The sequence below is a fragment of the Micromonospora rubida genome (assembly GCF_009908295.1).
In the GTDB taxonomy this organism is placed as follows: domain Bacteria; phylum Actinomycetota; class Actinomycetes; order Mycobacteriales; family Micromonosporaceae; genus Micromonospora; species Micromonospora rubida.
Map to the genome: position 1 here is coordinate 230991 of NZ_JAAALO010000002.1, position 25815 is coordinate 256805.

General features: G+C 72.6%; 24 protein-coding genes. 14 read left to right on the plus strand and 10 right to left on the minus strand.

The genetic code is table 11. From position 1 onward, the window contains the following. Positions 1 to 63: 63 nt before the first annotated feature. The 5 genes from mce (at position 64) to GVV04_RS05470 (ending at position 7757) form a co-directional block, all read left to right on the plus strand. Entirely contained in the window at positions 64 to 534 is a 471-nt protein-coding gene (mce, locus tag GVV04_RS05450) for a methylmalonyl-CoA epimerase (protein WP_161685120.1), read from the plus strand. A gap of 348 nt (positions 535 to 882) precedes the next feature. Continuing rightward, positions 883 to 2238, plus strand: coding sequence for a crotonyl-CoA carboxylase/reductase (gene ccrA / locus GVV04_RS05455; RefSeq protein WP_161685122.1), 1356 nt, complete (start codon positions 883 to 885; stop codon positions 2236 to 2238). 335 nt (positions 2239 to 2573) lie between these two features. After that, the gene (locus tag GVV04_RS05460) at positions 2574 to 3833 is read left to right on the plus strand and encodes a coiled-coil domain-containing protein (RefSeq protein WP_161685124.1); all 1260 of its coding nucleotides are present in this window, start codon (positions 2574 to 2576) and stop codon (positions 3831 to 3833) included. 176 nt (positions 3834 to 4009) lie between these two features. Next, positions 4010 to 6124, plus strand: a complete 2115-nt coding sequence (locus tag GVV04_RS05465) for a coiled-coil domain-containing protein (protein WP_161685125.1) — start codon at positions 4010 to 4012, stop codon at positions 6122 to 6124. Between the two features lie 613 nt (positions 6125 to 6737). Continuing rightward, positions 6738 to 7757, plus strand: a complete 1020-nt coding sequence (locus tag GVV04_RS05470; RefSeq protein ID WP_161686687.1) for an AI-2E family transporter — start codon at positions 6738 to 6740, stop codon at positions 7755 to 7757. A gap of 63 nt (positions 7758 to 7820) precedes the next feature. On the opposite strand, the gene GVV04_RS05475 is transcribed toward GVV04_RS05470, so the two are convergent. The 4 genes from GVV04_RS05475 to GVV04_RS05490 form a co-directional block, all read right to left on the minus strand. Beyond that, positions 7821 to 8621 (minus strand): alpha/beta hydrolase, encoded by an 801-nt coding sequence (locus tag GVV04_RS05475; protein ID WP_161685127.1) that lies wholly within the window; start codon positions 8619 to 8621, stop codon positions 7821 to 7823. A 66-nt stretch (positions 8622 to 8687) separates the two neighbouring features. After that, entirely contained in the window at positions 8688 to 8969 is a 282-nt protein-coding gene (locus GVV04_RS05480) for a hypothetical protein (RefSeq protein WP_396670725.1), read from the minus strand. A gap of 162 nt (positions 8970 to 9131) precedes the next feature. Then, positions 9132 to 10922: a 3-hydroxyacyl-CoA dehydrogenase family protein gene (locus GVV04_RS05485; RefSeq protein WP_161685131.1), complete on the minus strand. Its 1791-nt coding sequence runs from the start codon at positions 10920 to 10922 to the stop codon at positions 9132 to 9134. Between the two features lie 216 nt (positions 10923 to 11138). Then, a complete protein-coding gene (locus GVV04_RS05490; protein WP_161685133.1) occupies positions 11139 to 11561 on the minus strand; it encodes an FHA domain-containing protein in 423 nt (140 codons plus the stop codon). Between the two features lie 315 nt (positions 11562 to 11876). On the opposite strand from GVV04_RS05490, the gene GVV04_RS05495 reads away from it, so the two are divergent. Next, entirely contained in the window at positions 11877 to 13379 is a 1503-nt protein-coding gene (locus tag GVV04_RS05495; RefSeq protein ID WP_161685135.1) for an aldehyde dehydrogenase family protein, read from the plus strand. A 78-nt stretch (positions 13380 to 13457) separates the two neighbouring features. Here GVV04_RS05495 and nucS read toward each other — a convergent pair whose 3' ends face one another. Beyond that, a complete protein-coding gene (gene nucS / locus GVV04_RS05500) occupies positions 13458 to 14117 on the minus strand; it encodes an endonuclease NucS (RefSeq protein ID WP_161685137.1) in 660 nt (219 codons plus the stop codon). A 71-nt stretch (positions 14118 to 14188) separates the two neighbouring features. Here nucS and GVV04_RS05505 point away from each other — a divergent pair, with 71 nt between their 5' ends. Further along, the gene (locus GVV04_RS05505; protein ID WP_161685139.1) at positions 14189 to 14806 is read left to right on the plus strand and encodes a DUF4126 domain-containing protein; all 618 of its coding nucleotides are present in this window, start codon (positions 14189 to 14191) and stop codon (positions 14804 to 14806) included. Between the two features lie 103 nt (positions 14807 to 14909). On the opposite strand, the gene GVV04_RS05510 is transcribed toward GVV04_RS05505, so the two are convergent. After that, complete coding sequence (locus tag GVV04_RS05510; RefSeq protein WP_161685141.1) at positions 14910 to 15506, minus strand: hypothetical protein; 597 nt, start codon at positions 15504 to 15506, stop codon at positions 14910 to 14912. 474 nt (positions 15507 to 15980) lie between these two features. On the opposite strand from GVV04_RS05510, the gene GVV04_RS05515 reads away from it, so the two are divergent. Together GVV04_RS05515 and GVV04_RS05520 are read left to right on the plus strand one after the other, a co-directional pair. Next, on the plus strand, positions 15981 to 16961 hold the full coding sequence (locus tag GVV04_RS05515; protein ID WP_328822222.1) for a polysaccharide deacetylase family protein: 981 nt from the start codon (positions 15981 to 15983) through the stop codon (positions 16959 to 16961). Between the two features lie 104 nt (positions 16962 to 17065). Continuing rightward, positions 17066 to 17362 (plus strand): DUF1540 domain-containing protein, encoded by a 297-nt coding sequence (locus tag GVV04_RS05520; protein ID WP_161685143.1) that lies wholly within the window; start codon positions 17066 to 17068, stop codon positions 17360 to 17362. Between the two features lie 21 nt (positions 17363 to 17383). On the opposite strand, the gene GVV04_RS05525 is transcribed toward GVV04_RS05520, so the two are convergent. Then, complete coding sequence (locus tag GVV04_RS05525) at positions 17384 to 19387, minus strand: protein meaA (RefSeq protein ID WP_161685145.1); 2004 nt, start codon at positions 19385 to 19387, stop codon at positions 17384 to 17386. A gap of 106 nt (positions 19388 to 19493) precedes the next feature. On the opposite strand from GVV04_RS05525, the gene GVV04_RS05530 reads away from it, so the two are divergent. Together GVV04_RS05530 and GVV04_RS05535 are read left to right on the plus strand one after the other, a co-directional pair. Next, entirely contained in the window at positions 19494 to 20339 is an 846-nt protein-coding gene (locus GVV04_RS05530) for an ABC transporter ATP-binding protein (protein WP_161685147.1), read from the plus strand. Next, a complete protein-coding gene (locus GVV04_RS05535) occupies positions 20339 to 21187 on the plus strand; it encodes an ABC transporter permease (protein ID WP_161685149.1) in 849 nt (282 codons plus the stop codon). Before GVV04_RS05530 ends, GVV04_RS05535 begins: the two co-directional genes overlap by 1 nt. 37 nt (positions 21188 to 21224) lie before the next feature. Here the strand turns inward: GVV04_RS05535 and GVV04_RS05540 are convergent, their stop codons facing one another. Continuing rightward, a complete protein-coding gene (locus GVV04_RS05540) occupies positions 21225 to 21416 on the minus strand; it encodes a hypothetical protein (protein ID WP_201752973.1) in 192 nt (63 codons plus the stop codon). A 128-nt stretch (positions 21417 to 21544) separates the two neighbouring features. Between GVV04_RS05540 and GVV04_RS05545 the strand changes: the two genes are divergently transcribed. Beyond that, the gene (locus GVV04_RS05545) at positions 21545 to 22291 is read left to right on the plus strand and encodes an alpha/beta hydrolase (protein ID WP_235965774.1); all 747 of its coding nucleotides are present in this window, start codon (positions 21545 to 21547) and stop codon (positions 22289 to 22291) included. A gap of 40 nt (positions 22292 to 22331) precedes the next feature. On the opposite strand, the gene GVV04_RS05550 is transcribed toward GVV04_RS05545, so the two are convergent. Next, on the minus strand, positions 22332 to 23180 hold the full coding sequence (locus tag GVV04_RS05550; protein WP_161685153.1) for a 3-hydroxyacyl-CoA dehydrogenase family protein: 849 nt from the start codon (positions 23178 to 23180) through the stop codon (positions 22332 to 22334). 95 nt (positions 23181 to 23275) lie between these two features. After that, positions 23276 to 24712 carry a UDP-N-acetylglucosamine 1-carboxyvinyltransferase gene (murA, locus tag GVV04_RS05555; RefSeq protein WP_161685154.1) on the minus strand — a complete coding sequence of 479 codons (1437 nt, stop codon included), beginning with the start codon at positions 24710 to 24712 and terminating at the stop codon, positions 23276 to 23278. Here murA and GVV04_RS05560 point away from each other — a divergent pair. Beyond that, positions 24711 to 25283 carry a cob(I)yrinic acid a,c-diamide adenosyltransferase gene (locus GVV04_RS05560; protein ID WP_161685156.1) on the plus strand — a complete coding sequence of 191 codons (573 nt, stop codon included), beginning with the start codon at positions 24711 to 24713 and terminating at the stop codon, positions 25281 to 25283. The two genes, murA and GVV04_RS05560, sit on opposite strands and share 2 nt — an antisense overlap. Beyond that, positions 25280 to 25702 carry a VOC family protein gene (locus tag GVV04_RS05565; protein ID WP_161686691.1) on the plus strand — a complete coding sequence of 141 codons (423 nt, stop codon included), beginning with the start codon at positions 25280 to 25282 and terminating at the stop codon, positions 25700 to 25702. Before GVV04_RS05560 ends, GVV04_RS05565 begins: the two co-directional genes overlap by 4 nt. Positions 25703 to 25815: the final 113 nt, after the last annotated feature.

The following is a 25815-nucleotide window of genomic DNA, read 5'->3' on the forward strand; positions in this document are numbered from 1 at the left end:
GGATGCCGAGCTGTACACCTTAACGATTGTTTGGTTACCCGGGTGTTCGGTCAGACTAGCGCCATGGCTGAGAACTCCCCCGCCGAGCCCGCTGCCGACTTTGTCACAGACATCGGCCTGCGCCGCATCGACCACGTCGGGATCGCCGTCGCCGACCTGGACGCCGCGATCGACTTCTACCAGCGGACCTTCGGGATGCGCTGCGTACACACCGAGACCAACACCGAGCAGGGCGTCCGCGAGGCGATGCTGGCCGTCGGCCCGAGCGCCGAGGGCGGCTGCGTGCAACTGCTCGCCCCGCTGACCCCGGAGTCGACCATCGCGAAGTTCCTCGACCGCAACGGCCCGGGGGTGCAGCAGGTGGCGTACACCGTGGTCGACATCGACGCGGCCTGCGCGGCGCTGCGGGAACGCGGCTTGCGGCTGCTCTTCGAGACCCCCCGCCGGGGCACCGCCAACTCCCGGATCAACTTCGTCCACCCGAAGGACGCCGGGGGCGTCCTCGTCGAGCTGGTCGAGCCCGCCGAGCACTGAGAGCAGGGGTCCCTGATCGCCGACCGGGAGCACGGCAGGGGCCCTCTAGTTCATGCCCCGCCGGACCTCCGGCGGGCCGCTCTCGCCCGGCACGCGTGACGATGCGCGGTTCAGCGGCCGCCCGGACAGCTCCACGCATCGGCCGATGTAGTTTTTCACAGAGACCTTCCCGCCCTAGCTACCGTTCAGTAACGTCCTGCTCCGACAGGAGCGGCCGTTGCCGGATGCGTCGGATGCCGACATCGCGGTCGGCACGCACCGGCGCCGATGGCAGCACCCGGCCGAGGCGACGGCCACCGAGCGGATCCGCCGGACCCCGACGCGGGTACGGACGAACGGGAGGTCACCGTGCAGGACATCCTCGAAGCGATCATGGCGGTGGAGGGCTCCGACGAATCCGGGCGGCAGCTCGCCGGCCTCGCCGGCCTTCCCGTGCCGAAGAGCTACCGGGGCGTGGTGGTGCGCGCCGACGAGGCCGGGATGTTCGAGGGGCTGGCCACCCGGGACAAGGACCCGCGCAAGTCCCTGCACGTCCAGGAGGTGCCGACCCCTGAGCTGGCCCCCGGCGAGGCGCTCGTCGCGGTGATGGCCAGCGCGATCAACTACAACACCGTCTGGACCAGCATCTTCGAGCCGCTGCCCACCTTCAAGTTCCTTCAGCGGTACGGCCGGATCTCCGCGCTGACCGCCCGGCACGACCTGCCGTACCACGTGGTGGGGTCGGACGCGGCGGGCGTGGTGCTGCGCACCGGGCCCGGGGTGACGAAGTGGAAGGCCGGCGACGAGGTCGTGGCGCACTGCCTGTCGGTGGAGCTGGAGGACGCCGCCGGACACGACGACACCATGCTCGACCCGCAGCAGCGGATCTGGGGCTTCGAGACCAACTTCGGCGGCCTGGCCGAGCTGGCCGTCGTCAAGGCCAACCAGCTCATGCCCAAGCCCCGCCACCTGACCTGGGAGGAGGCGGCCAGCCCCGGGCTGGTCAACTCCACCGCGTACCGGCAGCTCGTCTCGCACCACGGGGCGAACATGAAGCAGGGCGACGTGGTGCTGATCTGGGGCGCCTCCGGCGGCCTCGGCGGGTACGCCACCCAGATGGCGCTCAACGGTGGCGCGATCCCGATCTGCGTGGTGTCCTCCCCGGACAAGGCCGAGCTGTGCCGGCGGATGGGCGCCGAACTGGTGATCGACCGGGCCGCGGAGGGGTTCCGGTTCTGGTCCGACGAGCACACCCAGGACCCGGACGAGTGGCGACGCCTCGGCGAACAGATCCGGGCACTGACCGGCGGCGAGGACCCGGACATCGTCTTCGAGCACCCGGGCCGGGAGACCTTCGGCGCGAGCGTCTACGTCGCCAAGCGCGGCGGCACCGTCGTCACCTGCGCCTCGACCAGCGGCTACCAGCACCAGTTCGACAACCGCTACCTCTGGATGCACCTGAAGCGGATCGTCGGCAGCCACTTCGCCAACTACCACGAGGCCTGGCAGGCCAACCGGCTCGTGGCGCTCGGCCAGATCCATCCGACGGTGTCGAGGACGTACCCGCTGGAGCAGACCGGCCGGGCCGCGTACGAGGTGCACCGCAACCAGCACCAGGGCAAGGTGGGGGTGCGCTGCCTCGCCCCGAGCGACGGCCTCGGCGTACGGGACCCGGAGCTGCGCTCCCGGCACGAGGACGCGATCAACCGGTTCCGCGGTCGCTGAGCCGTCCGGGCGCACCAGGCACCACGGCACCCGGGCCGTCCGGGGGATGCCCGGCCGGACATTGCGGTGATCGCGCATTGCCTTTCGACAGGGGTCATCGACCCACTATTCGCGTGATAACGCCACGAGTCGACAAAGGGCCGCGGAGCGCTCGCGCGGCCCTTTGCCCGCCCGGGCGGGCGGCCGGCCGGAGGGCCACCCGACCCGGCCGGGAGCTGCCAAGATCGCCGGTCGGTGCGAGCCGGGTGACGGCGGCCAGTTGACCATGTAAAGAGGACACGAAAGCCCCGCACCGCTCTTGCGAAACACCCCGGGGCGTCTGCGAGTATGTCCCAATGCCCCAGCAGCAGTCCTCCCCTCTTGCGTTCTTCGATAACGCGAACTCGCAGCCAGATTTCACCGTTGGCCTGCGCGGATACAACGTTGGGCAGGTCGATGACTTCATCGGTCGACTCACCGCCGCGCTGACCCAGTCCGAGCAGGCCCGCGCCGAGGCCGAGCAGCGGATGAACGACGCCCAGCGTCGGCTCCGCCAGGCCGAGCAGCGTCAGAGCGCGCTGGAGCAGAAGCTCGCCGAGACCAACAAGCAGCTCGAGGAGAACAGCCGGCCGACCCTCTCCGGCCTGGGCACCCGCGTCGAGCAGATCCTGCGGCTGGCCGAGGAGCAGGCCAACGACCACCGCAACGAGGCCAAGCGCGAGTCCGAGGGGATCCTCTCCGCGGCTCGCCTGGAGGCCCGCGAGATCACCGACAAGGCTCGCGCCGAGGCCGCCGCGATGAAGGCCACCGCCGAGCGCGAGGCCGGCACCGCCCGCACCGCCGCCGAGCGGGAGGCCGCCGAGGTCCGCGTGCAGGCCCGCCGGGAGGCGGACACCCTGCGCGCCGACGCCGAGCGGGAGACCAAGCAGCTGCGCACCGTCACCGCGCACGAGGTCGCCGAGCTGAAGTCGACCGTCGAGCGGGAGGTCGCCACCCTGCGCGCCACCGCCGAGCGGGAGATCACCCAGCAGCGGGCGAAGGCGGCGCGGGAGGCCGAGGAGAAGCGCGCCGAGGCCACCAAGCTGCTCACCGACGCCCGCGACAAGCGCGACAAGGACCTGCAGGCCCTGGAGCTCCAGCTCGCCGAGCGGCGCGAGAAGTCCGAGCGCGAGGAGTCCGAGCGGCACGCAGCCCAGGTCGCGCAGACCCAGAAGCTGGTCGGCGAGGCCGAGCAGCGGGCCCGGGCCGCCCAGGAGCGGGCCAAGGAGATCGAGCAGCGCGCCGAGGCCCGTCGGGTCGACTCCGAGCGCACCGCCAACGAGACGGTCGAGAAGGCCAAGTCGCTCTCGGAGAAGACCCTCAACGAGGCCAAGTCCGAGGCGAAGCGGCTGCTCACCGAGGCCCGCACCGAGGCCGACCTGACCACCCAGGCCGCCCGCCGCGAGGTCGATGACCTCACCCGCCAGAAGGACGCCGTCACCTCGCAGCTCGGGCAGATGCTCTCCGGCCTCGCCGGCATCGTGCCGGGCATTCCGTCGGCGTCGGCGCAGGCCAAGCCGGAGGCCGCCAAGGCGGACACCAAGGGCGAGCGGGTGACCGCGGAGCCCGCCGGCTGACCCACCGTACGGCCGGGGCATGACACGGCGCGGGGTGACACCGGGTGACCGGTTCAACCCCGCGCCGTATGCGTTTCCCAACCCTTGACACCGCTGTCGGTAGCGTTAGTGAAGTACCTCCCATCCGGGCCGCCCGTATCGCCCCAGCCGAGCCTGATGCGTGTGAGGATGGGGGCATGTCGCACGGCGAGGAACTGTTTGCTCTCGGCGGGGATGTGACTACGGAGCCCAGCTTCGAGTCCGCCCTGCGGGGGTACGAAAAACGACAGGTGGACCGGTACGTCGCTCGTGCGGAGCACGAGATCGCGACCCTGGCGGCCGAGCGGGAACAGGCGTACACACAGATCCACAAGCTGGCCGGGCAGGTCGAGGTGCTGCAACGCGACCTCGCCCAGGTGCGCAAGCAGGTCGGGGTGGTTGACCGGGCCTCGTTCCGGCACCTCGGCCCCCGGGTCGAGCAGATCCTCGGCCTCGCCGAGGAACAGGCCGACGACATCCTGGCCGCCGCGAACGAGGAAATCGAGGCCCGGCGGGCCGCCGCCGAGCACATCGTCTCCGAGGCCAAGGAGCAGGCCGCCCAGGCGCTCAAGGACTTCGAGATCGCCCTCGCCGCCCGGCGGGCCGAGGAGGAGCGGCACAGCGCCGGCCGCCGCGCCGAGGCGGACGCCACGCTCCGGGCCGCCAGGGAGGAGTCCACCCGGCTCGGCAGGGCCGCCCAGGAGGCCCTCGCGAAGGCCCAGCAGGAGGCCACCCAGCTCCGGGACGCCGCCAAGGAGATCCACACCCGGGCCCAGCAGGAGGCGACCAAGCTCCGCGAGGCTGCCAAGGAGGCCCTGGCCAAGGCCCAGCAGGAGGCCACCCAGCTCCGCGAGGCGGCCAAGGAGGTGCACGCCAAGGCCCAGCAGGAGGCCAAGCGGCTCACCGATTCCGCCACCGAGGCCGGTCGGGCCACCCACGCGAAGGCGATGCAGGAGGCCAAGCGGATCACCGACGACGCCGAAGCGGCGGCGAAGGGCAACCGCGACCGGGCCCGGCAGGAGGCCGAGCGGCTCACCGCCCAGGCCGCCGAGGCCACCCGGCACCAGCGCGCGGAGACCGAGGCGTACGTGCAGCGGATGCGCACGGAGACCGAGGCGTACGTGCAGCAGTCGCGCGCCCAGACCCAGCAGGAGCTGGGCGCCTGGCGGGCCGGGGTGGAGAAGGAGGTCAACGACCGGCGGGAGGTCGCCGACCGCGAGTTGGCCGGGCGCAAGGCGAGCGCCGAACAGGAGTACGCCAAGCGCCGTGACGAGCTCGACAAGCAGCACGCCACCCGGCATGGCGCACTGGACGAGCAGCACGCCACCCGGCAGACCGAGCTGGAGCAGCAGTACTCCGCCCGGCGCGCGGAGATCGAGGGCGGCGCCGCCGAGATCCGGCGTGCCGCCGAGCAGGACGCCCTGACGATGCGCCGGCAGGCCGAGGAGGAGGCCGCCACCCTGCTGGGCCGGGCCGAGGCCGACTCGACCGACAAGCGCCGCAAGGCCGACGAGCACGTGGCCGCCTCCCGTCGTCAGTTCGAGGAGTACGCGGCCACCACCCAGCAGCACCTGGCCACCACCCAGCAGCACCTCGCGGCCACCCAGCAGGAGGTGGCCTCGGGCCGCCAGCAGCTGGCCCAGGTGATGCTGGAGATCGCCCAGGCCCAGCAGCAGCTCGCCGACCTGCGGCAGGAGACCTGGCAGTCCCGGCAGGAGTCCGACGAGCTCCAGCGGCAGATGCTCGACCTGCGCCACCAGTTGGCCGACCCGCGGCTGTCCGGCGACGGCACCGGCCCGGCCCTGGTCACGCCGCGCCTGGACGGCGCGGGACCGGCCAGGACCGACGATGGCGCGGGACCGGTCAGGACCGACGACGGCAAGGTTCCGGCGGTGGCCCACAACGGCACCGCCCCGGCGATGGCTGCCGACGGCCCAGCTCCGGCCGCCCAGGTCGCGCCCGGCCCCGTCCCCGCCGACGGTGGGGCCGTCAAGGTGACCGCCGACACGGGGGCCGCGAAGGCCGCACCGGCCGGCGGCGCCGGGCCGACCAAGGCTCGGCCGGTGGCTGAGCCGGTCACCACCGTGGACGGCGGGGCGGCCAGCGCGGGGGTCGACGGCGAGCCGACGGTGGCCGCGGTACCCGGCGAGGGCGGCCGGAAGCCCACCCCCACGAAGATCACCAGCACCGGCGAGAACGGCAAGCGGCCGACCAAGCCGACCACCGACGAACGCAGCGCCAAGCCGAGCAAGGTGACCGTCGAGGCCGAGTGAAAGGTGACCGTCGAGGCCGAGTGAGTCGCCGGCGGGGCCGGTCGCCCGGGCCCACCGGCTGGCCACGGGTGACCGGGCCGACAGCACCGAGGTCGCGAGGCCGGGTGACCGGGGTCGCGAGGCCGGGTGACCTGGCCGGGTGACCGGGGCCGCAGGGCCGGGTGACGGGGGCCGCAGGGCCGGGTGACCGGGGTGGCCTCGGGGATCGTCGGGCACTACCCTCCCGGGCAGGAGCCCGCGCGCCCGGCGACGCCCGCGGGCCCGGGAGAGGGTCTCCGGTCGGGGCACCGGAGCGCGCGGAGGAGGCCCGGTGACGCAGGACGCGCCGGTAGGCGGTAACCCACCGGACGACGAGACGACCGCAGCGGCCCCGGCCGACGGCGGCCCACCACGCACCCCTCCGGCCGACGGGCGGGGCAGCCGGGAGCCGGCGGGCGACGCCCCCACCACCGGAGGACCCGGCTGGGAGACGGCGGGCGACGCCCCGACCCCCGGAGGACCCGGGCGAGAGCCGGCGGGTGACGTCCCGACCGATGGCGTCGACGCGAGCGACTTCGAGGCGCCCGGCGAGGTCGCCACCGGCTCCGGCCGGTTCGGGGCGCCGGGGCGGCCGTTGCGCCGCAACAGCTTCCTGGTCGGCTTCACCGGTGCGCTCGGCGTGCTGCTGGCGTACGCCGTCTTCCTCGGCGTGCGCAACGCGGCCGGCATCCTCGTGCTGGTGGTCATCGCGCTGTTCCTGGCCGTGGGGCTCAACCCGGCGGTGGTCCGGCTGCGCTCGTGGGGCCTGCCGAACGGCCTGGCGGTGGCGACGGTGGCGCTGACCGTGCTGCTGCTGATCGTCGGCGGCCTGGTGGCGCTGGTGCCGCCGGTGGTCACCCAGTCCGGTCAGTTCGTCGAGCAGCTCCCCAGCTACGTGGAGGAGTTGCGCCGCAACGAGGCCGTGAACGACTTCGTCGTGCGGTTCGACGTGATGGAGAAGGTCCAGGCGGCGGCGAACGCCAACACCATCGGCCGGGCGCTGGGCGGGGTGCTCGGCGGCGCGCAGCTGATCTTCGGCACCATCTTCCGGGCGCTCACCGTGCTGGTGCTGACGATCTACTTCCTCGCCTGGTTCGACCGGCTGCGCCACCTCGGGTACTCGCTGGTGCCCCGCTCGCGTCGCCGTCGGGTGCAGCTGATCGGCGACGAGATCCTCGCCAAGGTGGGCGCGTACATGGTCGGCGCGCTGAGCATCGCCGTGCTGGCCGGCGTGACCACCTTCGTGTTCGCGCTGATCGTCGGGCTGTCGTACCCGTTCGCGCTGGCGGTGGTGATCGCGGTGACCGACCTGATCCCGCAGATCGGCGCGACGCTGGGTGCGGTGGCGGTGAGCCTGGTCGGCTTCGCCACCAGCCTGCCGGTCGGGATCGCCTGCGTCGTGTTCTTCGTGCTGTACCAGCAGGTGGAGAACTACCTGATCTACCCGAAGATCATGCGCCGATCGGTGGAGGTCAACGAGGTCGGCGCCCTGCTCGGTGCGCTGCTCGGGGTGTCCCTGCTGGGCGTGGTCGGCGCGCTGGTCGCGATCCCGGTGGTGGCCGCCCTCCAGTTGATCCTGCGCGAGGTGGTCCTCCCCCGCCAGGACGCCCGCTGACGGACGCCCCGAACACCGGACGCCCCGGGCGCCGACGGGCCGCCCGGCTCCGGCGCGGCGAGGTCAGTCCGCGCGCGGGCCGGGGACCGGGGTGTCGGCGAAGGACGCGACCGTCCGGTCGGCGTACGCGCTGACGTCGCCGGTCTGCATCGGGCCGTCCCAGGTGCGCGGCAGGGGCAGCGGGGCGGCCGGGTTGACCCGGCGGACGATCTCGTCGAGCACGGTCTCGGCGTCGCCGACCCACAGGTGCTTCGCGCCGGGCACCCCGACCAGCTCGGCCTGCGGCACCGCCGCGAAGCGCTCGCGGGCCTCGTCGGGGCGCAGGTAGTCGTCGAACTCGGGCACCAGGGCGGTCAGCGGCTTGCCGCTCTCGGCCCAGTGGGTGAGGTCGCCGGGGGCGGAGAAGCGCAGCGGCGGGGAGAGCAGGATCGCCCCGGCCACCGCCGGGTCGCAGCCGTACTTCAGCGCCAGGTCGGTGCCGAAGGACCAGCCGACCAGCCAGATGTTCGGCAGCTCGGCGAACTCGGCGTACTCGATGGCGGCGGCCACGTCGAAGCGCTCGCCGGCCGCGTTGTCGAACGCGCCCTCGCTGGTGCCGCGCAGGCTGCTGGTCCCCCGGGTGTTGAACCGGAGCACGGCCAGGTCGGCCAGCGCCGGCAGCCGCCAGGCCGCCTTGCGGAACACGTGGCTGTCCATCATCCCGCCGTGGGTGGGCAGCGGGTGCAGGCAGACCAGCGTGCCGACCGGCTCGCGGTCCACCGGCCGGGCCAACTCGCCGACGAGCCGCAGACCGTCCGCGGTGTGCAGCTCGATGTCCTCGCGGTGCCCGGGCAGGATCGACGACGCGCGGATCGGTGTGCTCACCGTCCCAGTCTCCCGCGCCGCCGCCGTCGGCGCCCGGCGGGGCGGAAACGGGGTGATCCAGATCGCTCAGCCGTACCGGGGGGCGCCCCGGCCGCGCTGGACCCCCGGGCCGCGCCGGTCCCGCGCCCGCCAGCAGCCGCTGTGCCAGTGCCGGCGGTCGGTCAGGTCGCCCCGGTCGTCCGCCGGCCAGGCCACCAGGTGCGCCACCCCCGGGCGGATCTCCTGGTCACAACCCGGGCAGCGGTACGTCTTGGCCGACGCCCCGCCGCTGATTCCGCGCACCTGCCAGTCGCCGTCGCGCCACTGCTGCACCGTGGGCACGCCGTGTCGGGCCTGGTCGGCGTTCAGTTGGACGTGCTCGTCCCGGCGGGGGCGGTTGCGACGAGGGCTCACAGTCACCAAGCGTACGGTCAGTTCCAGGCCTCGGGCCGGGTGAGGTCGTCGGCGAGCCGGGCCCCGGCGAGGCCCCTCGGCGTACGCCGGGGTGACGCCCGCCGGGCGTCACCCCGCTCAGCGGCGGGTGTGGTCGCGGAACCCGCGCCCGGTCTTACGGCCCAGGTAGCCGGCGGTGACCAGGTGCTCCAGCAGCGGGGCCGGGGCGAAGCCGGGCTCGCGCAGTTCCAGGTACAGCTCGCGCTGGATGGCCAGGGAGACGTCGAGGCCGACAACGTCGAGCAGCTCGAACGGGCCCATCGGGTAGCCGCAGCCGAGCTTCATCGCGTGGTCGATGTCGTCGGCGGTGGAGTAGCTGGCCTCCAGCATCCTCACCGCGTCGTTCAGGTACGGGAAGAGCAGCGCGTTGACGACGAAGCCGGACCGGTCGGCGCAGACCACCCCGGTCTTGCCCACCGCCGCGCAGACCGCGCGGGCCGTGACGGCGGTCTCCTCGGAGGTGCGGATGGTCCGCACGATCTCCACCAGCGGCATGACCGGCGCCGGGTTGAAGAAGTGCAGCCCCACCACGTCGGCCGGCCGGTGGGTGGCCATCGCGACGTCGACCACCGGCAGCGAGGAGGTCGTCGTGGCGAGCACGACGCCCGGCTTGCAGATCTCGTCGAGGCTGGCGAACAGGGCCTTCTTGACGCTGAGCTCCTCGACCACGGCCTCGACGACGAGGTCGACGTCGGCGAGGTGGTCCAGGGTCGCCGACCAGGTGACCCGGCCGAGGGCCGCGTCCCGGTCGTGCTCGCTGAGCTTGCCCCGCACCACGCCCTTGTTCAGCGAGGTCTTGACCGCCTCGCAGACCTTCGCGGACTTCTCCGCTCCCCGGGTCACCGAGACGACCTCGTAGCCGGCCTTCGCGAAGACCTCGATGATCCCGGTGGCCATCGTCCCGGAACCGACCACCCCGACCTTCGCGATGGCCCGCGCGCCGTCGGCCTGCGCCGGCGCCGTCGCCGCCGGGGTCCGCTCGTCCGGTACGACCTTCGGCGAGCCCGGCCGCTCGTAGGTGTAGAAGCCCCGGCCCGACTTTCGGCCGAGCAGCCCCGCGGTGACCATCTGCTTGAGCAGCGGCACCGGCGCGTGCCGGCGGTCCCGCCCGCCCCGCCGGTACATGGTGTCCAGGATCTCGTACGCGGTGTCGAGGCCGATCAGGTCCATCAGGGCGAGGGGGCCCATCGGCAGGCCGCAGCCGAGCTTCATGGCGGCGTCGATGTCCTCGCGGGTGGCGTAGTGCGACTCGTACATCGCCACGGCGTGGTTGAGGTAGCCGAACAGCAGCGCGTTGGCGATGAAGCCGGCCCGGTCGTTGATCGTGACGTCGACCTTGCCGAGCCGGGCGCAGAGGGCCTCCACGTCGGCGACCACCTCGGCGGAGGTGACCACCGTGCGGACCACCTCGACCAGCTTCATGACCGGGGCGGGGTTGAAGAAGTGGATGCCGATGACCTGGTTCGGCCGCCCGGTGGCGACCGAGATCTCGGTGACCGACAGCGAGGAGGTGTTGGTCGCCAGGATCGTCTCGGGCCGGCAGATCCGGTCCAGCTCGGCGAAGAGCCGCTGCTTCAGGTCGAGGTGCTCGGGGACCGCCTCGATCACCAGGTCCACCGAGTGCAGCGCGTCCAGGCCGACCTGGAAGTCCACCCGGGAGAGCAGGGCGTCCCGGTCGGCCTCGGCGAGCTTGCCCCTGGCAACCGCCCGGTCGGTCGATCCGGTGAGGTTGGACCGGCCGCGCTCCAGGGCCCCGTCGGAGATCTCGACCGCGACCACGTCGATGCCGTTACGCGCGAAGACCTCGACGATCCCCGCGCCCATGGTGCCCAGCCCCACGACACCCACGCTGGTGAACTCGCGCGCCACGACCCGCCTCCCGATGCTCCACGAGACCGCTGAACGGTCACTAGGGTTATGCGCGCGAGTCTGCCACGTGACGTTCGGTTGTCGAGTCACGGTGGGGTATTTCACGAGCGTGGGCGCGGTCCGCGGCCGGGGCGGGAACGGGGCGGCACTGCGCGTCGGCACCGGAGCCGGATGTGAGCCGGTGGCGTGGCGGCACGACTGACTGTCTGGGTGGCCTCAGATGCGGGCGGCGGGCGGGGCGGCGAGCGGCAGCGGAAGGGTGCGGCGCTGGTCGCGGCTCCGGAGAATCGGGCTCAGCCGCAGCCCGACGGGGTCGGTCCGGGCCAGACCCGGGTCGAAGAAGCGCAGCTCGGTGCGGCCCAGCCGGATCACGTCCCCATCGGAGAGCTGCTCCGGCCCGTCGATCCGCCGGTCGTTGAGCCAGGTGCCGTTGGTGGAGCCCAGGTCCACCAGCGTCACCCCGCCGACGGTCAACCGCACACTGGCGTGCCTGCGGCTCAGGTGCGGGTCGTCGACGGCGATGTTCGCCGTCGACGCGCGGCCGATCACCTGCGGCTCCGAACGGAGCCGGAAGCTCGCCCCCCGCATCGGCCCGCCCGCGACGGTCAGCAGCGGCATCAGTTCCGGAAGATCCTCCATGGACGGTCAGCCTCCAGCTCCCGGTGTCCCGGCGTCAGCGTGCCATCACGCGGTAGCCGTCCCCACCACCGGCCGGTCACCTCCGCGACCCCGCCCGGCCATCTCCGGTTAGCCGGTTCGGCTCCCGCCAGAGCCGTCCGGCCCGTCCCGCCAGTCGGATTTCCGGCACGGTCGAGGCCACCGGCCCCAGGGCCGTCCGGGAGTGGCTTCCGGGCGGCGCGGCACCGGCCTCCCGGGCTCCCGGGCCACCGGCACCCGGTTCTCCGGGCCACCGGAGAGCTACCAGCGGGTAGCTTTCGGGTCTAGACTTCCGCCATGACGGCTGTGCGTGTCCCGGGTGCCCCGGTCATCGAGGACGGTCTGCTGGTGTCGACCAGCCCCGCCACCGGCGCGGAGGTGGGACGGCTGCCGGTCGCGGCAGCGGCCGACGTCGCGGCGGCGGTGGACCGGGCCCACCAGGCCGCGGCCTGGTGGGCCGGGCTCGGCTTCACCGGCCGCCGGGAGCGGCTGCTGCGTTGGCGCGGCATGCTGGCCCGGCGAATCGAGGAGCTGGCCGAGCTGGTGCACGCCGAGGGCGGCAAGCCGGTCCCCGACGCCATCGTCGAGGTGCTCACCGCGATCGAGCACATCGATTGGGCCGCCCGCAATGCCGGCCGGGTGCTCGGGCCGCGCCGGATGCGCTCCCGGCTCATCCTCGCCGAGTTCTCCGCCCACCTGGAATACGTGCCGTACGGGGTGGTCGGGGTGATCGGCCCGTGGAACTACCCGGTCCTCACGCCGCTCGGCTCCACGGCGTACGCGCTCGCCGCCGGCAACGCCGTCGTCCTCAAGCCCAGCGAGTACACCCCGGCCGTCGGCCAGTGGCTGGCCGACGCCTTCGCCGAGGTGGTGCCGGAGCACCCGGTGTTCACCGTGGTGCACGGCCTCGGCGACGTCGGGGCGGCGCTGTGCCGCTCCGGGGTCGACAAGCTGGCCTTCACCGGCTCGACGGCCACCGCCAAGAAGGTGATGGCGGCCTGCGCCGAGTCGCTGACCCCGGTGCTGCTGGAGGCCGGCGGCAAGGACGCCATGATCGTCGACAGCGACGCCGACCTGGACGCCGCCGCCGAGGCGTGCGTCTGGGGCGCGCTCACCAACGCCGGCCAGACCTGCATCGGCATCGAGCGGGTGTACGCGGTGGAGCCCGTCTTCGACGCCTTCGTCGGCAAGGTGGTGGAGCGGGCCGGTCGGCTGACCGTCGGCGCCGAGGGAGCCGACATCGGCCCGATCACCATGCCCGCCCAGCTCGACGTGATCCGCCGGCACATCGACGACGCGCTGGCCCGGGGCGGTCAGGCCGTGCTCGGCGGCGCGGACGCCGTGCGGCCGCCGTACGTGCACCCGACCGTGCTCGTACAGGTGCCGGAGGACTCCGCCGCCATCCGCGAGGAGACCTTCGGCCCGACGCTGACCATCAACCGGGTCCGCGACGCCGAGGAGGCGCTCACCCGCGCCAACGCCCTCCCGTACGGCCTGGGTGGTTCGGTCTTCGGCCGGCGGCGGGCGGTCGCCATCGCGCGACGGCTGCGCTCCGGGATGGCCGCGGTGAACTCCACCCTGACCTTCGTCGGGATGTCCACCCTGCCGTTCGGCGGGGTCGGCGACTCCGGCTTCGGCCGGATCCACGGCGAGGACGGGCTGCGCGAGTTCGGCCGGGCCAAGGCGATCACCCGTCGCCGGGCCCGGTCGCTGCTGCCGGCGACGACCTTCGAGCGCACCCCGGCCGACGTGGCCCGCCTGATCAAGGTCACCAAGCTGGTGTACGGCCGCCGCCGCTGACCCGCAGCACCGCTGACCCACCGCGCGCTCGGCGGCCGACCAGGCCGATCGGGCGGGCCGGCTGCCGGTCGGGGCCGGTCAGAACAGGGTCAGCTCGTCGCGCTCGATACCACGCAGCTTGTCGTAGTTGACCACCACGCAGCGGATGCCCCGGTCCGTCGCCAGCACCCGGGCCTGCGGCTTGATCTCCTGGGCGACGAAGACGCCGCTGACCGGGGCGAGCAGCGGATCGCGGTTCATCAGTTCGAGATAGCGGGTGAGCTGCTCCACCCCGTCGATCTCGCCGCGCCGCTTCACCTCGACGGCGACCGCGCCCTGCGTGGCGTCCCGGCAGAGCAGGTCCACCGGCCCGATCGCCGTCATGTACTCCCGGCGGACCAGGGTGAACCCCTCACCCAGGGCGGTCGGGTTGGCCGCCAGCAGCTCCTGCAGGTGCGCCTCGACGCCGTCCTTACGCAGGCCCGGGTCGACGCCCAACTCGTACGAGGTGTCCTGGAAAATCTCCTCCAGGGTGATCCGCAACTCCTCGCCGGCCTTGTTCACCACCCGCCACACGCCGGGGGCCTCCTCCAGCCGACAGGGCGGGCTCATCCAGTTCAATGGCTTGTACGCCCGGTCGTCGGCGTGGATCGACACCGACCCGTCCGCCTTCACCATCAACAAGCGGGTGGCCAGCGGCAAGTGAGCCGAGAGCCGTCCGACGTAGTCCACCGAGCACTTCGCAATTACCAGCCGCACCCGACGAGGGTAGCGGAGACCCCGACCTCCGCCGTCGAGCGGCACTGGCGTGGCGGTGCCATGCTGAGGCGGTGTTCGAAGTACTCACGGGTACCGGGCTCGCCGCGTCGGCGGGCCTGAACGCCTACATACCCCTGCTCACCATGGGATTGCTGGCCCGCTACACCGACCTGATCGACCTTCCCAGCGGCTGGCAGTGGCTCGGCAACGGCTGGGTCGTGGTGATCCTCGCGGTGCTGCTCACCGTCGAGGTCGTCGCCGACAAGGTGCCGATCGTCGACCACGTCAACGACGTCGTCCAGACGGTGGTGCGGCCGACCGCCGGCGGGCTGGCCTTCGGTGCCGGCTCCAGCTCCGAGACGGTCACGGTCAGCGACCCCGGCCATTTCTTCTCGTCCAGCCAGTGGGTGCCGGTGGTGACCGGCGTGCTCATCGCCCTCGGAGTGCACCTGCTCAAGTCCGCCGCCCGCCCGGTGATCAACGCGGCCACCGCCGGGGTCGGCGCCCCGGTCGCGAGCACCGCCGAGGACGCCACCAGCGTCGTGATGTCCCTGGTCGCGATCATCCTGCCGGTGCTGGTGCTGGCCTTCCTGGTCGGCTTCGTCCTCTTCCTCTTCTGGTTCCTTCGCCGCCGCAAGGACCGCCGCCGCGAACGCCAGGCCGCCCGCGCCGCCGGCTTCCGCGTCTGACCAACCGCACACCTCACGATCCCTGGACCCTGTTCCCACAGACGCCGCTGGCCGGGCCCCGTTCTCGGGGACCCGGCCAGTTGGCTGTTCGGTGGTGCTGGGGTCAGCTGTTCCAGTGCTGGGTGACGAGGTCGGCGGCCTGCTGTTCCCACTGCGCGTACGCGTCGGGGTAGGCCGACACCTGGACGGTCTGTGCGGCGTCGGTCAGGGGCATGTCCTGCCAGCCGTCGACCTGCTTCAGGCCCTTCAGGAACGCCAGGGTCGAGTACTCGGGGTCGGTGATCTGCTCCGGGGTGCCCCAACCAGACGTCGGACGCTGCTGGAACAGGCCCAGCGAGTCGTGGTCGTTGCGGTCACCCAGGTGGCCCAGGTTCTCCAGCTTCGACTCCTGCAGGGACGTGCCGATGGAGATGACGGCGGCCCGCTCGTCCAGGCCGGCCTTCTTCGTGGCGGCGATGATCGCCTTCACGTTGGCGGTCTCCTCGTCACCGAGGTCGATGCTGGACTGCTCACCCTGCACGCCGTGCGGGATCAGCTTGCCCTTGTCGACGCCGGGCTTGTCGGCCTGCACGGCCACAGCGGTCGTCGGGGTCGCCGACTCGGTGGGGGTGGCGTGGGCGGTGGCCGGGCCGGCGAACACGCCACCGGCGAAGGCCAGACCAGCGATTCCGAGAACGCTCTTACGCATGATCGTGTTCATGGGGGGTTACTCCAATCGGGGGTCGACACACACACCACCCCAAGGGGGAAGGGGCGGGGGTGTAAGCACCACGTCGAGGCGCCCAGAAGATCAAAAGGGGGAAAGTCGTCCGCAGCTCACCGCACCCGGGAGGTGCTGATGGCGGCGGGTCCATGTGTAACGACCGGCGGCCGACCCACATTCCCCGAGGGGCCCCGGGGGCCGGGCGGCTCAGCAGCGGTGTGCGCTACTCGATCGTCTGCCATGTGTAACGACCCCGGGCCGCCCGATGTTCCGCCATCCAAACCCCCCAAACCCCCAAACCCCCCACCCCAACCCCGGCCCTGCGCGGTGATCAAGAGGTTTACGTCAGGTTCGGGGCGCAAACCTGACGTAAACCTCTTGATCACCGCGGCTGGCAGCCCACGGGATCGGTTAGTTGTCCGGGGGTGGATGGGGTCAGCGGGTGGGGGCGTTCGTTGAGATCATCTGGCGGTGTCTGTGAAGAACTCCCGCGTTCCCCTGGTGGCGACGCTCGCCGCCCTGACCGGCGTCGCCGCGGTGCTGGCCGCGCCGACCCCCGTACGCGAAACCGGTCACACCGCCATCGTTCGGGCGCCGGCGCCCTCGGGGGCCGCAATCGCCTCCGGCAGGCCGCGTACCGCCCCGGCCGGGGGCTCGGCGGAGCCGACCGGACAGCCTGCACCGTCGGCACCATCACCCGTGGCGAGCGGTCGGACCGACCCGGGGACAGGGGCGGTGCCGGGTTCGAGCCGGGCGGGGCGACTGCCGCCGGTGGTGGACCACGGGCCGCGCATCGGCGACAAGGTGGCGCTCACCTTCGACGCGGACATGACCGACTCGATGCGGGGCCAACTGCGCAGCGGCGCGGTCCGGTCGTACGCGAACCTGGCGATCATCGACCTGCTGGAGCGGGAACGGGTGCCGGCCACCTTCTTCCTGACCGGCAAGTGGGTCGAGGAGTACCCCGACGTCACCCGTCGCCTGGCCGCCAACCCGCGCTTCGAGCTGGCCAACCACACGTACGGCCATCTCGCCTTCACCGCGGACTGCTACCACCTGCCGATGGTCCCCCGGCGGCGGATGACGGCCGACGTGGCCCGGACCTTCGACGTGATCGCCCCGTACGGCGGGCGGCAGACCCGGTACTTCCGCTTTCCCGGGCTCTGCCACGATCGCGCGGCCCTGACCGAGTTGGCGCCGCTGGGCGTCACGGTGGTGGACGGCGACGTCGTCAGCGGCGACCCGTTCGCGCGGTCCTGGCGGCCGATCGTCGACGCGGTGCTGTCCCGGGTACGCCCCGGCTCCGTCGTCGTCCTGCACGTCACCGAGGCGAACGCCCCGATGACGGACGAGGCGCTGCCGCGCATCCTGGCCGGGCTGGCCGCCCGGGGTCTCACCCCGGCTCCGCTCTCCGAGGTGCTGGCGGCGACGCCGCCCGGCCCCGCCGGTTGACCTCGGCCGCCCCGAGCGGGTGGCCGGCTGGCCGATCATCAACATGAAATATGACAAAAGCCTAATGTCTGAAGGGAGTCGACGAGAACCCAGAGGAGGCCGTCATGACCACGGCGATGGAGATGCCCCGCGTCCAGGAATGCGTGGTCGCGGCCTGCGCCTACAACGACACCGGCGACTGCCACGCGTTCGCCATCACGATCGGCAGCTCGGACCACGCCCACTGCCACACCTTCGTCGAGATGCCGGTCCGTGGTGGCATCGAGACGCTGATCGCCCAGGTGGGCGCGTGTCAGCGGTCGGACTGCCGGCACAACTCCCAGTTGGAGTGCCACGCTCCGGCGATCCGGGTCGGCCCCGACAACGACATGGCCGACTGCATGACGTACGACGGCCGCTGACACCCGTACGGCGGGACCTGCTCACAGGCCGTTGGCGGCGCGGACGACGGTGACGAGGTCGTCGATGATGTAGGTGAGCGCGAAGTCCTTCGGCGTGAACACCCGGGCCACCCCGGCCGCACGGAGCGTCTCGGCGTCGCCGGGCGGGATGATGCCGCCCACCACGACCGGCAGGTCGCCCCGGCCGGCGGCGCGCAGGCCGTCCAGCACCGCCGGCACGGCGGCCAGGTGCGAGCCGGAGAGCACGGACAGGCCGACCAGGTCGACGTCCTCCTCCACGGCGGCGGCGACGATCTGCCCGGCCGTCAGCCGGATGCCCTGGTAGATCACCTCGAAGCCGGCGTCGCGGGCTCGTACCGCGATCTGCTCGGCACCGTTGGAGTGCCCGTCCAGGCCGGGCTTGCCGACCAGCAGCCGCAGCCGGCCACTGCCCAGCTCGCGGGCGGTGGCGGCGACCCGCTCCCGGACGGCGGCCAGGCCGCCGCCGCTCACCCCGGTCGTCGCGCCGGCCAGCCCCGTCGGTGCCCGGTACTCGCCGAAGACCTGGCGCAGCGCGCCGGCCCACTCGCCGGTGGTCACTTCGGCCCGCACGCACGCCAGGGTCGCCGGCATCAGGTTCGCGGTGGTCGCGGCGTCCGCGCGCAGCCGGTCGAGCGCCGCGTCGACCGCCGCGCCGTCCCGACCGGACCGCCACTCGCGTACGGAGGCCACAGCCGCCGCCTCGACCGCCGGGTCGACCTGCTCGATCGCCCCGGCACCGGCCGCGGTCAGCGGCGACGGCTCGGTCTCGGTGAACCGGTTGACGCCGACCACCACGTCGGTGCCGACCTCCAGCCGCCGGCGGCGTTCGGCCAGCGAGCCGACCAACGCGCTCTTGAGGTACCCGGTCTCGACGGCCGCCACCACGCCGCCCATCTCCAGCACCTTGTCCAGCTCGGCCCGGGCGCCGGTGACGATCCCGTCGACCAGCGCCGTCATCACGTGCGAGCCGGCGAACAGGTCCGGGTATTCGAGCAGGTCCGACTCGTACGCGAGGACCTGCTGCATACGCAGCGACCACTGCTGGTCCCACGGCCGGGGCAGGCCGAGCGCCTCGTTCCAGGCCGGGAGCTGCACCGCGCGGGCGCGCGCATCCCGGGACAGGGTGACGCCGAGCATCTCCAACACGATCCGCTGGATGTTGTTCTCCGGCTGGGCCTCGGTCAGGCCGAGCGAGTTGACCTGCACGCCGTACCGGAACCGGCGCTGCTTCGGGTCGGTGACGCCGTACCGCTCGCGGGTGATCTCGTCCCAGAGCGCGCCGAACGCGCGCATCTTGGCGATCTCCTCGACGAAGCGCACCCCGGCGTTGACGAAGAACGAGATCCGGGCGACCACGTCGCCCATCCGCTCGGCCGGCACCTGGCCGGCGTCGCGCACCGCGTCGAGCACGGCGACGGCGGTGGCCAGGGTGAAGCCGACCTCCTGCACCGGCGTCGCGCCGGCCTCCTGGAGGTGGTACGAGCAGATGTTCACCGGGTTCCACCGGGGCATCTCCCGCAGCGTGTACGCGATGACGTCGGCGGTCAGCCGCAGCGACGCGGCCGGCGGGAAGATGTACGTCCCCCGGGACAGGTACTCCTTGATGATGTCGTTCTGCGTGGTCCCGGCGCAGCGGGCCAGTTCGGCGCCCTGCTCCGCGCCGACGGTGCCGTAGAGGGCGAGCAGCCACATCGCCGGCGCGTTGATGGTCATGGACGTGTTCATCTCGGCGAGCGGTATGCCGTCGAAGAGGGCCCGCATGTCGCCGAGGTGGGCCACCGGCACGCCGACCCGGCCGACCTCGCCGGCTGCCAGCTCGTGGTCCGGGTCGTATCCGGTCTGGGTGGGCAGGTCGAAGGCGACCGACAGGCCGGTCTGCCCCTTCGCCAGGTTGCGGCGGAACAGGGCGTTGCTCGCGGTGGCCGAGGAGTGCCCGGCGTAGGTGCGCATCACCCACGGACGCTCGCGCTCGGGAAGCCGGCCGGGGGGAGCCTTCTCGTCCATGGCGGGAGTCTAAGTTACCGTTAAGTCACTGGGGTTGGTGAAAAACCGCACAGGTCCATGCTCCCGGGGCACCGCCGACCGTTCCGCAGGACGCACACTTGACGACATGGATGACGAGCTCGCAATCTCCGTCCGGGGGCTGCGCAAGGCGTACGGCGACAACGTCGCGGTGGCGAGCGTGGATCTCGCGGTCCACCGCGGCGAGGTGTTCGCCCTGCTCGGGCCGAACGGCGCGGGCAAGACCACCACGGTGGAGATCCTGGAGGGCTACCGGCAGCGCGACGCCGGCGAGGTCTCCGTGCTGGGCAGCGACCCCGCCCGCCCCGGGCCGCACTGGCGGTCCCGGGTCGGCATCGTGCTCCAGGGCACCGGCGAGTTCGACGAGCTGACCGTCGGCGAGTTGGTCTCGCACTTCTCCGGCTTCTACCCCGACGCCGACGACCCGGCGAAGGTCATCGAGCGGGTCGGCCTGGGGGCCAAGGCGAAGGCCCGCACACACACCCTCTCCGGCGGACAGAAGCGTCGTCTCGACGTGGCGCTCGGCATCATCGGCCGCCCCGAGCTGCTGTTCCTGGACGAGCCGACCACCGGCTTCGACCCGGAGGCCCGGCGCGAGTTCTGGGAGCTGATCCGGGACCTGGCCGCCGCCGGCACCACCATCGTGCTCACCACCCACTACCTGGACGAGGCCGAGGCGCTGGCCGACCGGGTCGGGGTGATCGCCGCCGGCCGGCTCATCGAGGTGGCCCCGCCGAACCGACTCGGCAACCGGCAGGAGGCCCTGACGACGGTCTCCTGGCGTACCCCCGAGGGGGCCGCGGAGACCACGGAGAGCGCGACGCCGACGGCCCTGGTGGCGGAGCTGGCCGCGCGCTTCGGCGGCGAGGTCCCCGGGCTCACGGTGACCCGGCCGACCCTGGAAGACATCTACCTGAAGATGATCGGACACTGATGACCACCACCACCAGGCCGGCGGCCCCGGTCGACCCCGCCGCACCGGCCCGCCGGCTCGGAGCGGGCGCGCTCGCCCTGCGCCAGGGCCGGCTGGAGATCACCCAGTTCATGCGCAGCCGGGAGTCCGTCGTGTTCACGATGGGCTTCCCGATCATCATGATCCTAATCTTCGCGGCCATCTTCAGCGACGAGATCGCCCCGGGCGTCAGCTACACGCAATACTTCATCACCGGCATGATCGCCACCGGCCTGATGACGGGGAGCTTCCAGAACCTCGGCATCTGGATCCCGATCGAGCGGGACCGGGGGGTCCTCAAGCGCTACCGGGGCACCCCGATGCCGAAGTGGGTGTGGTTCGCCGGCAAGGTGCTCATGGTGGTGGCGATCAGCGTCGCCGAGACCGCCCTGCTGCTCGCCGTCTCGGTCGCCATGTTCGACCTGAAGCTGCCCGGCACGGCCGGCAAGTGGTTCACCTTCGGCTGGGTCTCCCTCCTCGGGGTCACCGCGTGCACCCTGTGCGGCATCGCGATCTCCTCGCTGGCCCGCACGGCGCGCAGCGGCTCCGCCGTGGTCACCCCCATCGCCCTGGTGCTCCAGTTCACCTCCGGGGTCTTCTTCGTCTTCACCAACCTGCCGAGCTGGATGCAGCAGGTGGCGGCCCTCTTCCCGCTGAAGTGGATGTGCCAGGGGCTGCGGTCGGTCTTCCTGCCGGAGAGCTTCGGCGCCCAGGAGCCGGGCGGCTCCTTCGAGCTGGGCCGGGTCGCCATCGTCCTCGCGCTGTGGTGCGTGATCGGCCTGGTGCTCTGCCTCACCACCTTCCGCTGGACCACCAAGCGCGACGGCTGAGGGTCTTGCCACGGCACGAAGTGGAGGTTGCGGTGGGTTACGCGGTGGCTCCCTTCGGGTAGTGGCGGCGCAGGTTGGCGGCGCTGACGCGGTCGAGCGTGCGGTCGGACAGCACCCGGGCCAGACGGGTGAGCAGGGCGGCATCCCGGCCGATGGTGTAGCGCGTGCGTGGTCTGCGGGTCGTCACGGCCTTCGCGATGACCCGGGCGGCGGCGTCGGCGGTCTCCACGCACGCGGGGTGATCGGGCGTCCGGCGGGGCGGCGGGCCGAGGACGGGGCTGGCAGACTGGGCCGGTGGTGGCGAGACCGACGCGGCGACGGCTACTCCTGGCCGGGGCAGCCACGGCGGCGCTGGCCATGGCCGGCGGCGCGACGGCGCGGGAGCTGACCCGCCCGCGCCCGGGGCCGACACCGGCGCTGCCCGACGCCCCGGCCGGCGACGAGCGGCTGCTCCGGCGGCAGTCGGCGGCCCGGGGCCGTGCCGTCGACTTCTGGACGGCCGTGCCGGCCGGGCACGGCGACGGGCGAGGGCTGCCGGTCTGCCTGGTGCTGCACGGCGCTTCGTCCACCCCGCACGACTACGCGCGCTTCGGGCTCGCCCGGTTCCTCACCGACGCGGTGCGCCGGGGCGCTCCGCCGTTCGTGCTCGCCGGGGCGGCCGGCGGCCGGCTCTCCTGGCGGCGCTCCGGAGCGGACGACCCGCAGCGGATGGTGCGCGAGGAGCTGCCGGCCTGGTGCGGCGAGCGCGGCTTCGACACCAGCCGGGTGGCCGCGTGGGGCTGGTCGATGGGCGGCTTCGGATCACTGCTGCTCGCCGAGACCTTCCCCGGCTGGCTGCGGGCGGTGGCCGCGTTCTCCCCCGCCGTACGCCCCGGGGACGCGGTCTTCACCGACGTGGAGCGGCTGCGCGGCACGCCGGTCGGGCTCTGGTGCGGCCGGCAGGACGGCCTGTTGCGCGACGTGCGGGCGCTGGCCCGCGCCCTGCCCGAACCCCCGGCCCGCGCCGAGTACGCCGACGGCCGGCACAACTTCGTCTACTGGGGCACGGTCGTCCCGGACGCCTTCGCCCTGCTGGGCGCGGCCCTCACGCCGCCGCGCCCCTGACCCGGCCCCGAGCGGGAACGGATCAGGGGTCGGTGCGGCGTCAGTACGTGTAGAAGCCCTTGCCGGTCTTGCGGCCCAGGTCGCCGGCGGTGACCATGCGCTGGAGCAGCTCCGGCGGGAAGAACTTCTCGTCGGCTGTGTCGGTGTAGATGTTCTTCGAGGCGTGCAGCAGCACGTCCACGCCGGTGAGGTCGGTGGTGGCCAGCGGGCCCATCGCGTGGCCGAAGCCGAGCTTGCAGGCCGTGTCCAGGTCCTCGGCCGACACCACGCCGGACTCGACCAGCTTGACCGCCTCGACGACCAGTGCGGCGATCAGCCGGGTGGTGACGAACCCGGCGATGTCCCGGTTCACCACGACGACGGTCTTGCCGATCTCCTCGGCGAACGCCTTCACCGTGGCCAGGGTCTCGTCGCTGGTCTTGTACCCGCGCACCAGCTCGCAGAGCTTCATCATCGGCACCGGGGAGAAGAAGTGCGTGCCGACGACCGCCTCCGGGCGCTCGGTCACGGCGGCGATCTGGGTGACCGGGATGGCCGAGGTGTTGGTGGCGAGCACCGCGTCGGCCTTGCAGATCTTGTCGAGCGCCCGGAAGACCTCGTGCTTGATTTCCAGCCGCTCGAACACCGCCTCGACGACGATGTCCGCGTCGGCGACCGCCTCCAGGTCGGTGGTCGGGGTGATCCGGCCCAGCGTCGCCTCGACCTCGGAAACCTCGATCTTGCCCTTCTCGGCGAACTTCTCCAGCGACTTCCGGATGCCGGCCAGTCCGCGCCCGGTGGCCGCGTCGTCCAGGTCCCGCAGCGTCACCTGCCAGCCCGCCTGCGCCGCCACCTGGGCGATACCCGAGCCCATCAGCCCGGCCCCGACGACCGCGAGTCGACCCGCCATCTGCTTCTCCCTCGCCTGATTGAGTGTCTGTCTGCACCCTAGTCGGCGACCTTGAACGATGGCTAAGCCAGCCTGCGGCCGGACCCGCGCCGCAGTCAGATCTCCAGCGCCGGCTCCTCCGGCACGCTGCCGCGCTCGACCTCCACGCCCAGCGCCCGCAGGTCGGCGACGAAATCCGGGTAGCCGCGGTCGACGTGGTGCACGTGGGAGACCTCGGTGACCCCGTCGGCGCAGAGCCCGGCGATGATCAGACCGGCGCCGGCCCGGATGTCGGTGGCCCGGACGGGCGCCCCGGAGAGCCGGTCCCGGCCCCGGACCACGGCGTGGTGGCCGTCGGTCTTGATGTCCGCGCCGAGCCGCATCATCTCGTTGGCGAACATGAACCGGCCGTCGAAGATGTTCTCGGTGATCAGGGACGCGCCGTCGCTGACCGCGGCGAGCCCGATCGCCATCGGCAGCAGGTCGGTGGCGAAGCCCGGGTAGGGCAGGGTGACCACGTCCACCGCCCGGGGGCGCTCGTCGACCCGTACCCGGAAGGCGTCGCCGCGGGTCTCCACCAGGCCGCCCGCGCAGATCAGCTTGTCCAGCGCGACCTCCAGGAAGCCCGGGTCGATCCCCGTCACGGTGACGTCCCCCCGGGTCATCGCGGCGGCGAACGCCCAGGTCCCGGCGACGATACGGTCGCCGACGGTGGCGTGCCGCACCGGCCGCAGCTCCGGCACCCCATCGATGTGCAGGGTGGAGGTGCCCTCGCCCTCGATCCGGGCACCCATCCGGATCAGCATCGAGCAGATGTCCACGATCTCCGGTTCCCGGGCCGCGTTGTCGATCACCGTCGTGCCCTGGGCCAGCACGGCGGCCATCACCAGGTTCTCGGTGGCCCCGACGCTGGGGAAGTCGAGCACGATCTCCGCGCCGTGCAGCCCGTCCGGGGCGGCGGCGATGACGAAGCCGTGCTCGCCGGAGATGTCCGCGCCCATCCGGGTCAGCCCGGCGATGTGCATGTCCAGCCCCCGGGAGCCGATGGCGTCCCCGCCGGGGTGGGCCACCCGGACGTACCCCCGGCGGGCCAGCAGCGGGCCCAGCACGCAGATCGACGCGCGCAGCCGGCGGACCAGGTCGTAGTCGGCCTCCGCGCCGGGCCGGTCGGGCACGTCGACGGTGACCGACCGGGACCGGGCAACCCCGCCCCGGGCCACCATCGGGTCGACGGGCTCGTCCGCGTCGAACCGGACGCCGCACCCCAACCGGCGCAGCACCTCGCCCATGATGGCGATGTCGGTGATCCGGGGGACGTTCGTGATGACGCTGCGCCCGGGGGCCAGCAGCGCGGCGGCCATCAGCTTGAGGGCCGAGTTCTTCGCCCCGACGACGTGCACCGTCCCGGCGAGCCGGGCGTTCCCGGAGACCCGGATGACGTCGACGTCGTTGACCGCCGGGTCGCTGGCGTCGCCGGGGCCCACCCCGGCCGGCCGGGTCGGAGTCGGCCGAGCGGGGATGGTCAGGTCGGGTATCCGTAGGCTGTGCGTCATGGCCGTCCACCTCACGCGCATCTACACCAGGGCCGGCGACGCCGGCATGACCAGGCTGAGCAACAACGAGCAGGTGCCGAAGACCGATCCGCGGATCGCCGCGTACGCGGACGTCGACGAGTGCAACGCCGCGATCGGCGTCGCGATCGCGCTGGGGCAGCTCGACGACGAGCTGCGGGCGGTGCTGGGGTCGATCCAGAACGACATGTTCGACGTCGGCGCCGACCTGTCCACCCCCGTGGAGCCGGACCCGGAGTACCCGCCGCTGCGGGTCACCGAGGAGTACGTGGACCGTCTTGAGGGATGGTGCGACGAGTACAACGCACGCCTGAGCAAGCTCGACTCCTTCATCCTCCCCGGCGGCACCGCGGGAGCGGCGCTGCTGCACGTGGCACGGACGATCGCCCGGCGGGCCGAGCGTGCGGCATGGGCGCTGGTCGCACAGGACTCCGACCGGACCAGCATCCTCCCGGCAAAGTATCTCAACCGGCTCTCCGATCTGCTCTTTATCCTGTCAAGAGCGGCCAATCCGGCAGGAGACGTGCTGTGGGTTCCGGGCGGTAAGCGCTGAGCGTCGACGCGAGCCGCGCCCCGGTCGGGGCCCTGCACCACGTCGAGGTCTGGGTGCCCGACCTGGCCGGCGCGGTCCGCAGTTGGGGCTGGTTGCTGGGCGAGCTGGGCTGGACGCCGTTCCAGGACTGGCCGGCGGGCCGGTCCTGGCGGCTCGGCCCGACGTACCTGGTGCTGGAGGAGTCCCCCGCGTTGTCCGGACGAAACCACGACCGGCTCGCCCCGGGCCTGAACCACCTGGCCTTCCACGCCGGCCCGCCGGCCGCCGTGGACCGGCTGGTCGCGGCCGCGCCGGCCCACGGCTGGACGCTGCTCTTCCCTGGCCGCCACCCGCACGCCGGAGGCCCGGCCACCTACGCGGCCTACCTCACGAACACCCAGGGGTACGAGGTCGAACTGACCGCCTCCACCACCACCTGACCCCGCACGACACCCCTCGGGTCCCCGGCGATCTTGCAGTTACGGCCCCGAAAGCGCACCCTTTGACCGTTACGCCCGGGCCCCAAGTGCAAGATCGCCGAGGGGTGGGGGTG

Bases quoted from the DNA above. Each gene is read 5' to 3' on its own strand.
- murA (WP_161685154.1), bottom strand. From the start codon at position 24,712: ATGACGCACAGCCTACGGATACCCGACCTGACCATCCCCGCTCGGCCG.
- GVV04_RS05490 (WP_161685133.1), bottom strand. From the start codon at position 11,561: ATGGAGGATCTTCCGGAACTGATGCCGCTGCTGACCGTCGCGGGCGGG.
- GVV04_RS05460 (WP_161685124.1), top strand. From the start codon at position 2,574: ATGCCCCAGCAGCAGTCCTCCCCTCTTGCGTTCTTCGATAACGCGAAC.
- GVV04_RS05545 (WP_235965774.1), top strand. From the start codon at position 21,545: ATGGCCGGCGGCGCGACGGCGCGGGAGCTGACCCGCCCGCGCCCGGGG.
- GVV04_RS05535 (WP_161685149.1), top strand. From the start codon at position 20,339: ATGACCACCACCACCAGGCCGGCGGCCCCGGTCGACCCCGCCGCACCG.
- GVV04_RS05520 (WP_161685143.1), top strand. From the start codon at position 17,066: ATGACCACGGCGATGGAGATGCCCCGCGTCCAGGAATGCGTGGTCGCG.
- GVV04_RS05560 (WP_161685156.1), top strand. From the start codon at position 24,711: ATGGCCGTCCACCTCACGCGCATCTACACCAGGGCCGGCGACGCCGGC.
- mce (WP_161685120.1), top strand. From the start codon at position 64: ATGGCTGAGAACTCCCCCGCCGAGCCCGCTGCCGACTTTGTCACAGAC.
- GVV04_RS05525 (WP_161685145.1), bottom strand. From the start codon at position 19,387: ATGGACGAGAAGGCTCCCCCCGGCCGGCTTCCCGAGCGCGAGCGTCCG.
- GVV04_RS05510 (WP_161685141.1), bottom strand. From the start codon at position 15,506: ATGAACACGATCATGCGTAAGAGCGTTCTCGGAATCGCTGGTCTGGCC.
- GVV04_RS05495 (WP_161685135.1), top strand. From the start codon at position 11,877: ATGACGGCTGTGCGTGTCCCGGGTGCCCCGGTCATCGAGGACGGTCTG.
- GVV04_RS05530 (WP_161685147.1), top strand. From the start codon at position 19,494: ATGGATGACGAGCTCGCAATCTCCGTCCGGGGGCTGCGCAAGGCGTAC.
- GVV04_RS05465 (WP_161685125.1), top strand. From the start codon at position 4,010: ATGTCGCACGGCGAGGAACTGTTTGCTCTCGGCGGGGATGTGACTACG.
- GVV04_RS05550 (WP_161685153.1), bottom strand. From the start codon at position 23,180: ATGGCGGGTCGACTCGCGGTCGTCGGGGCCGGGCTGATGGGCTCGGGT.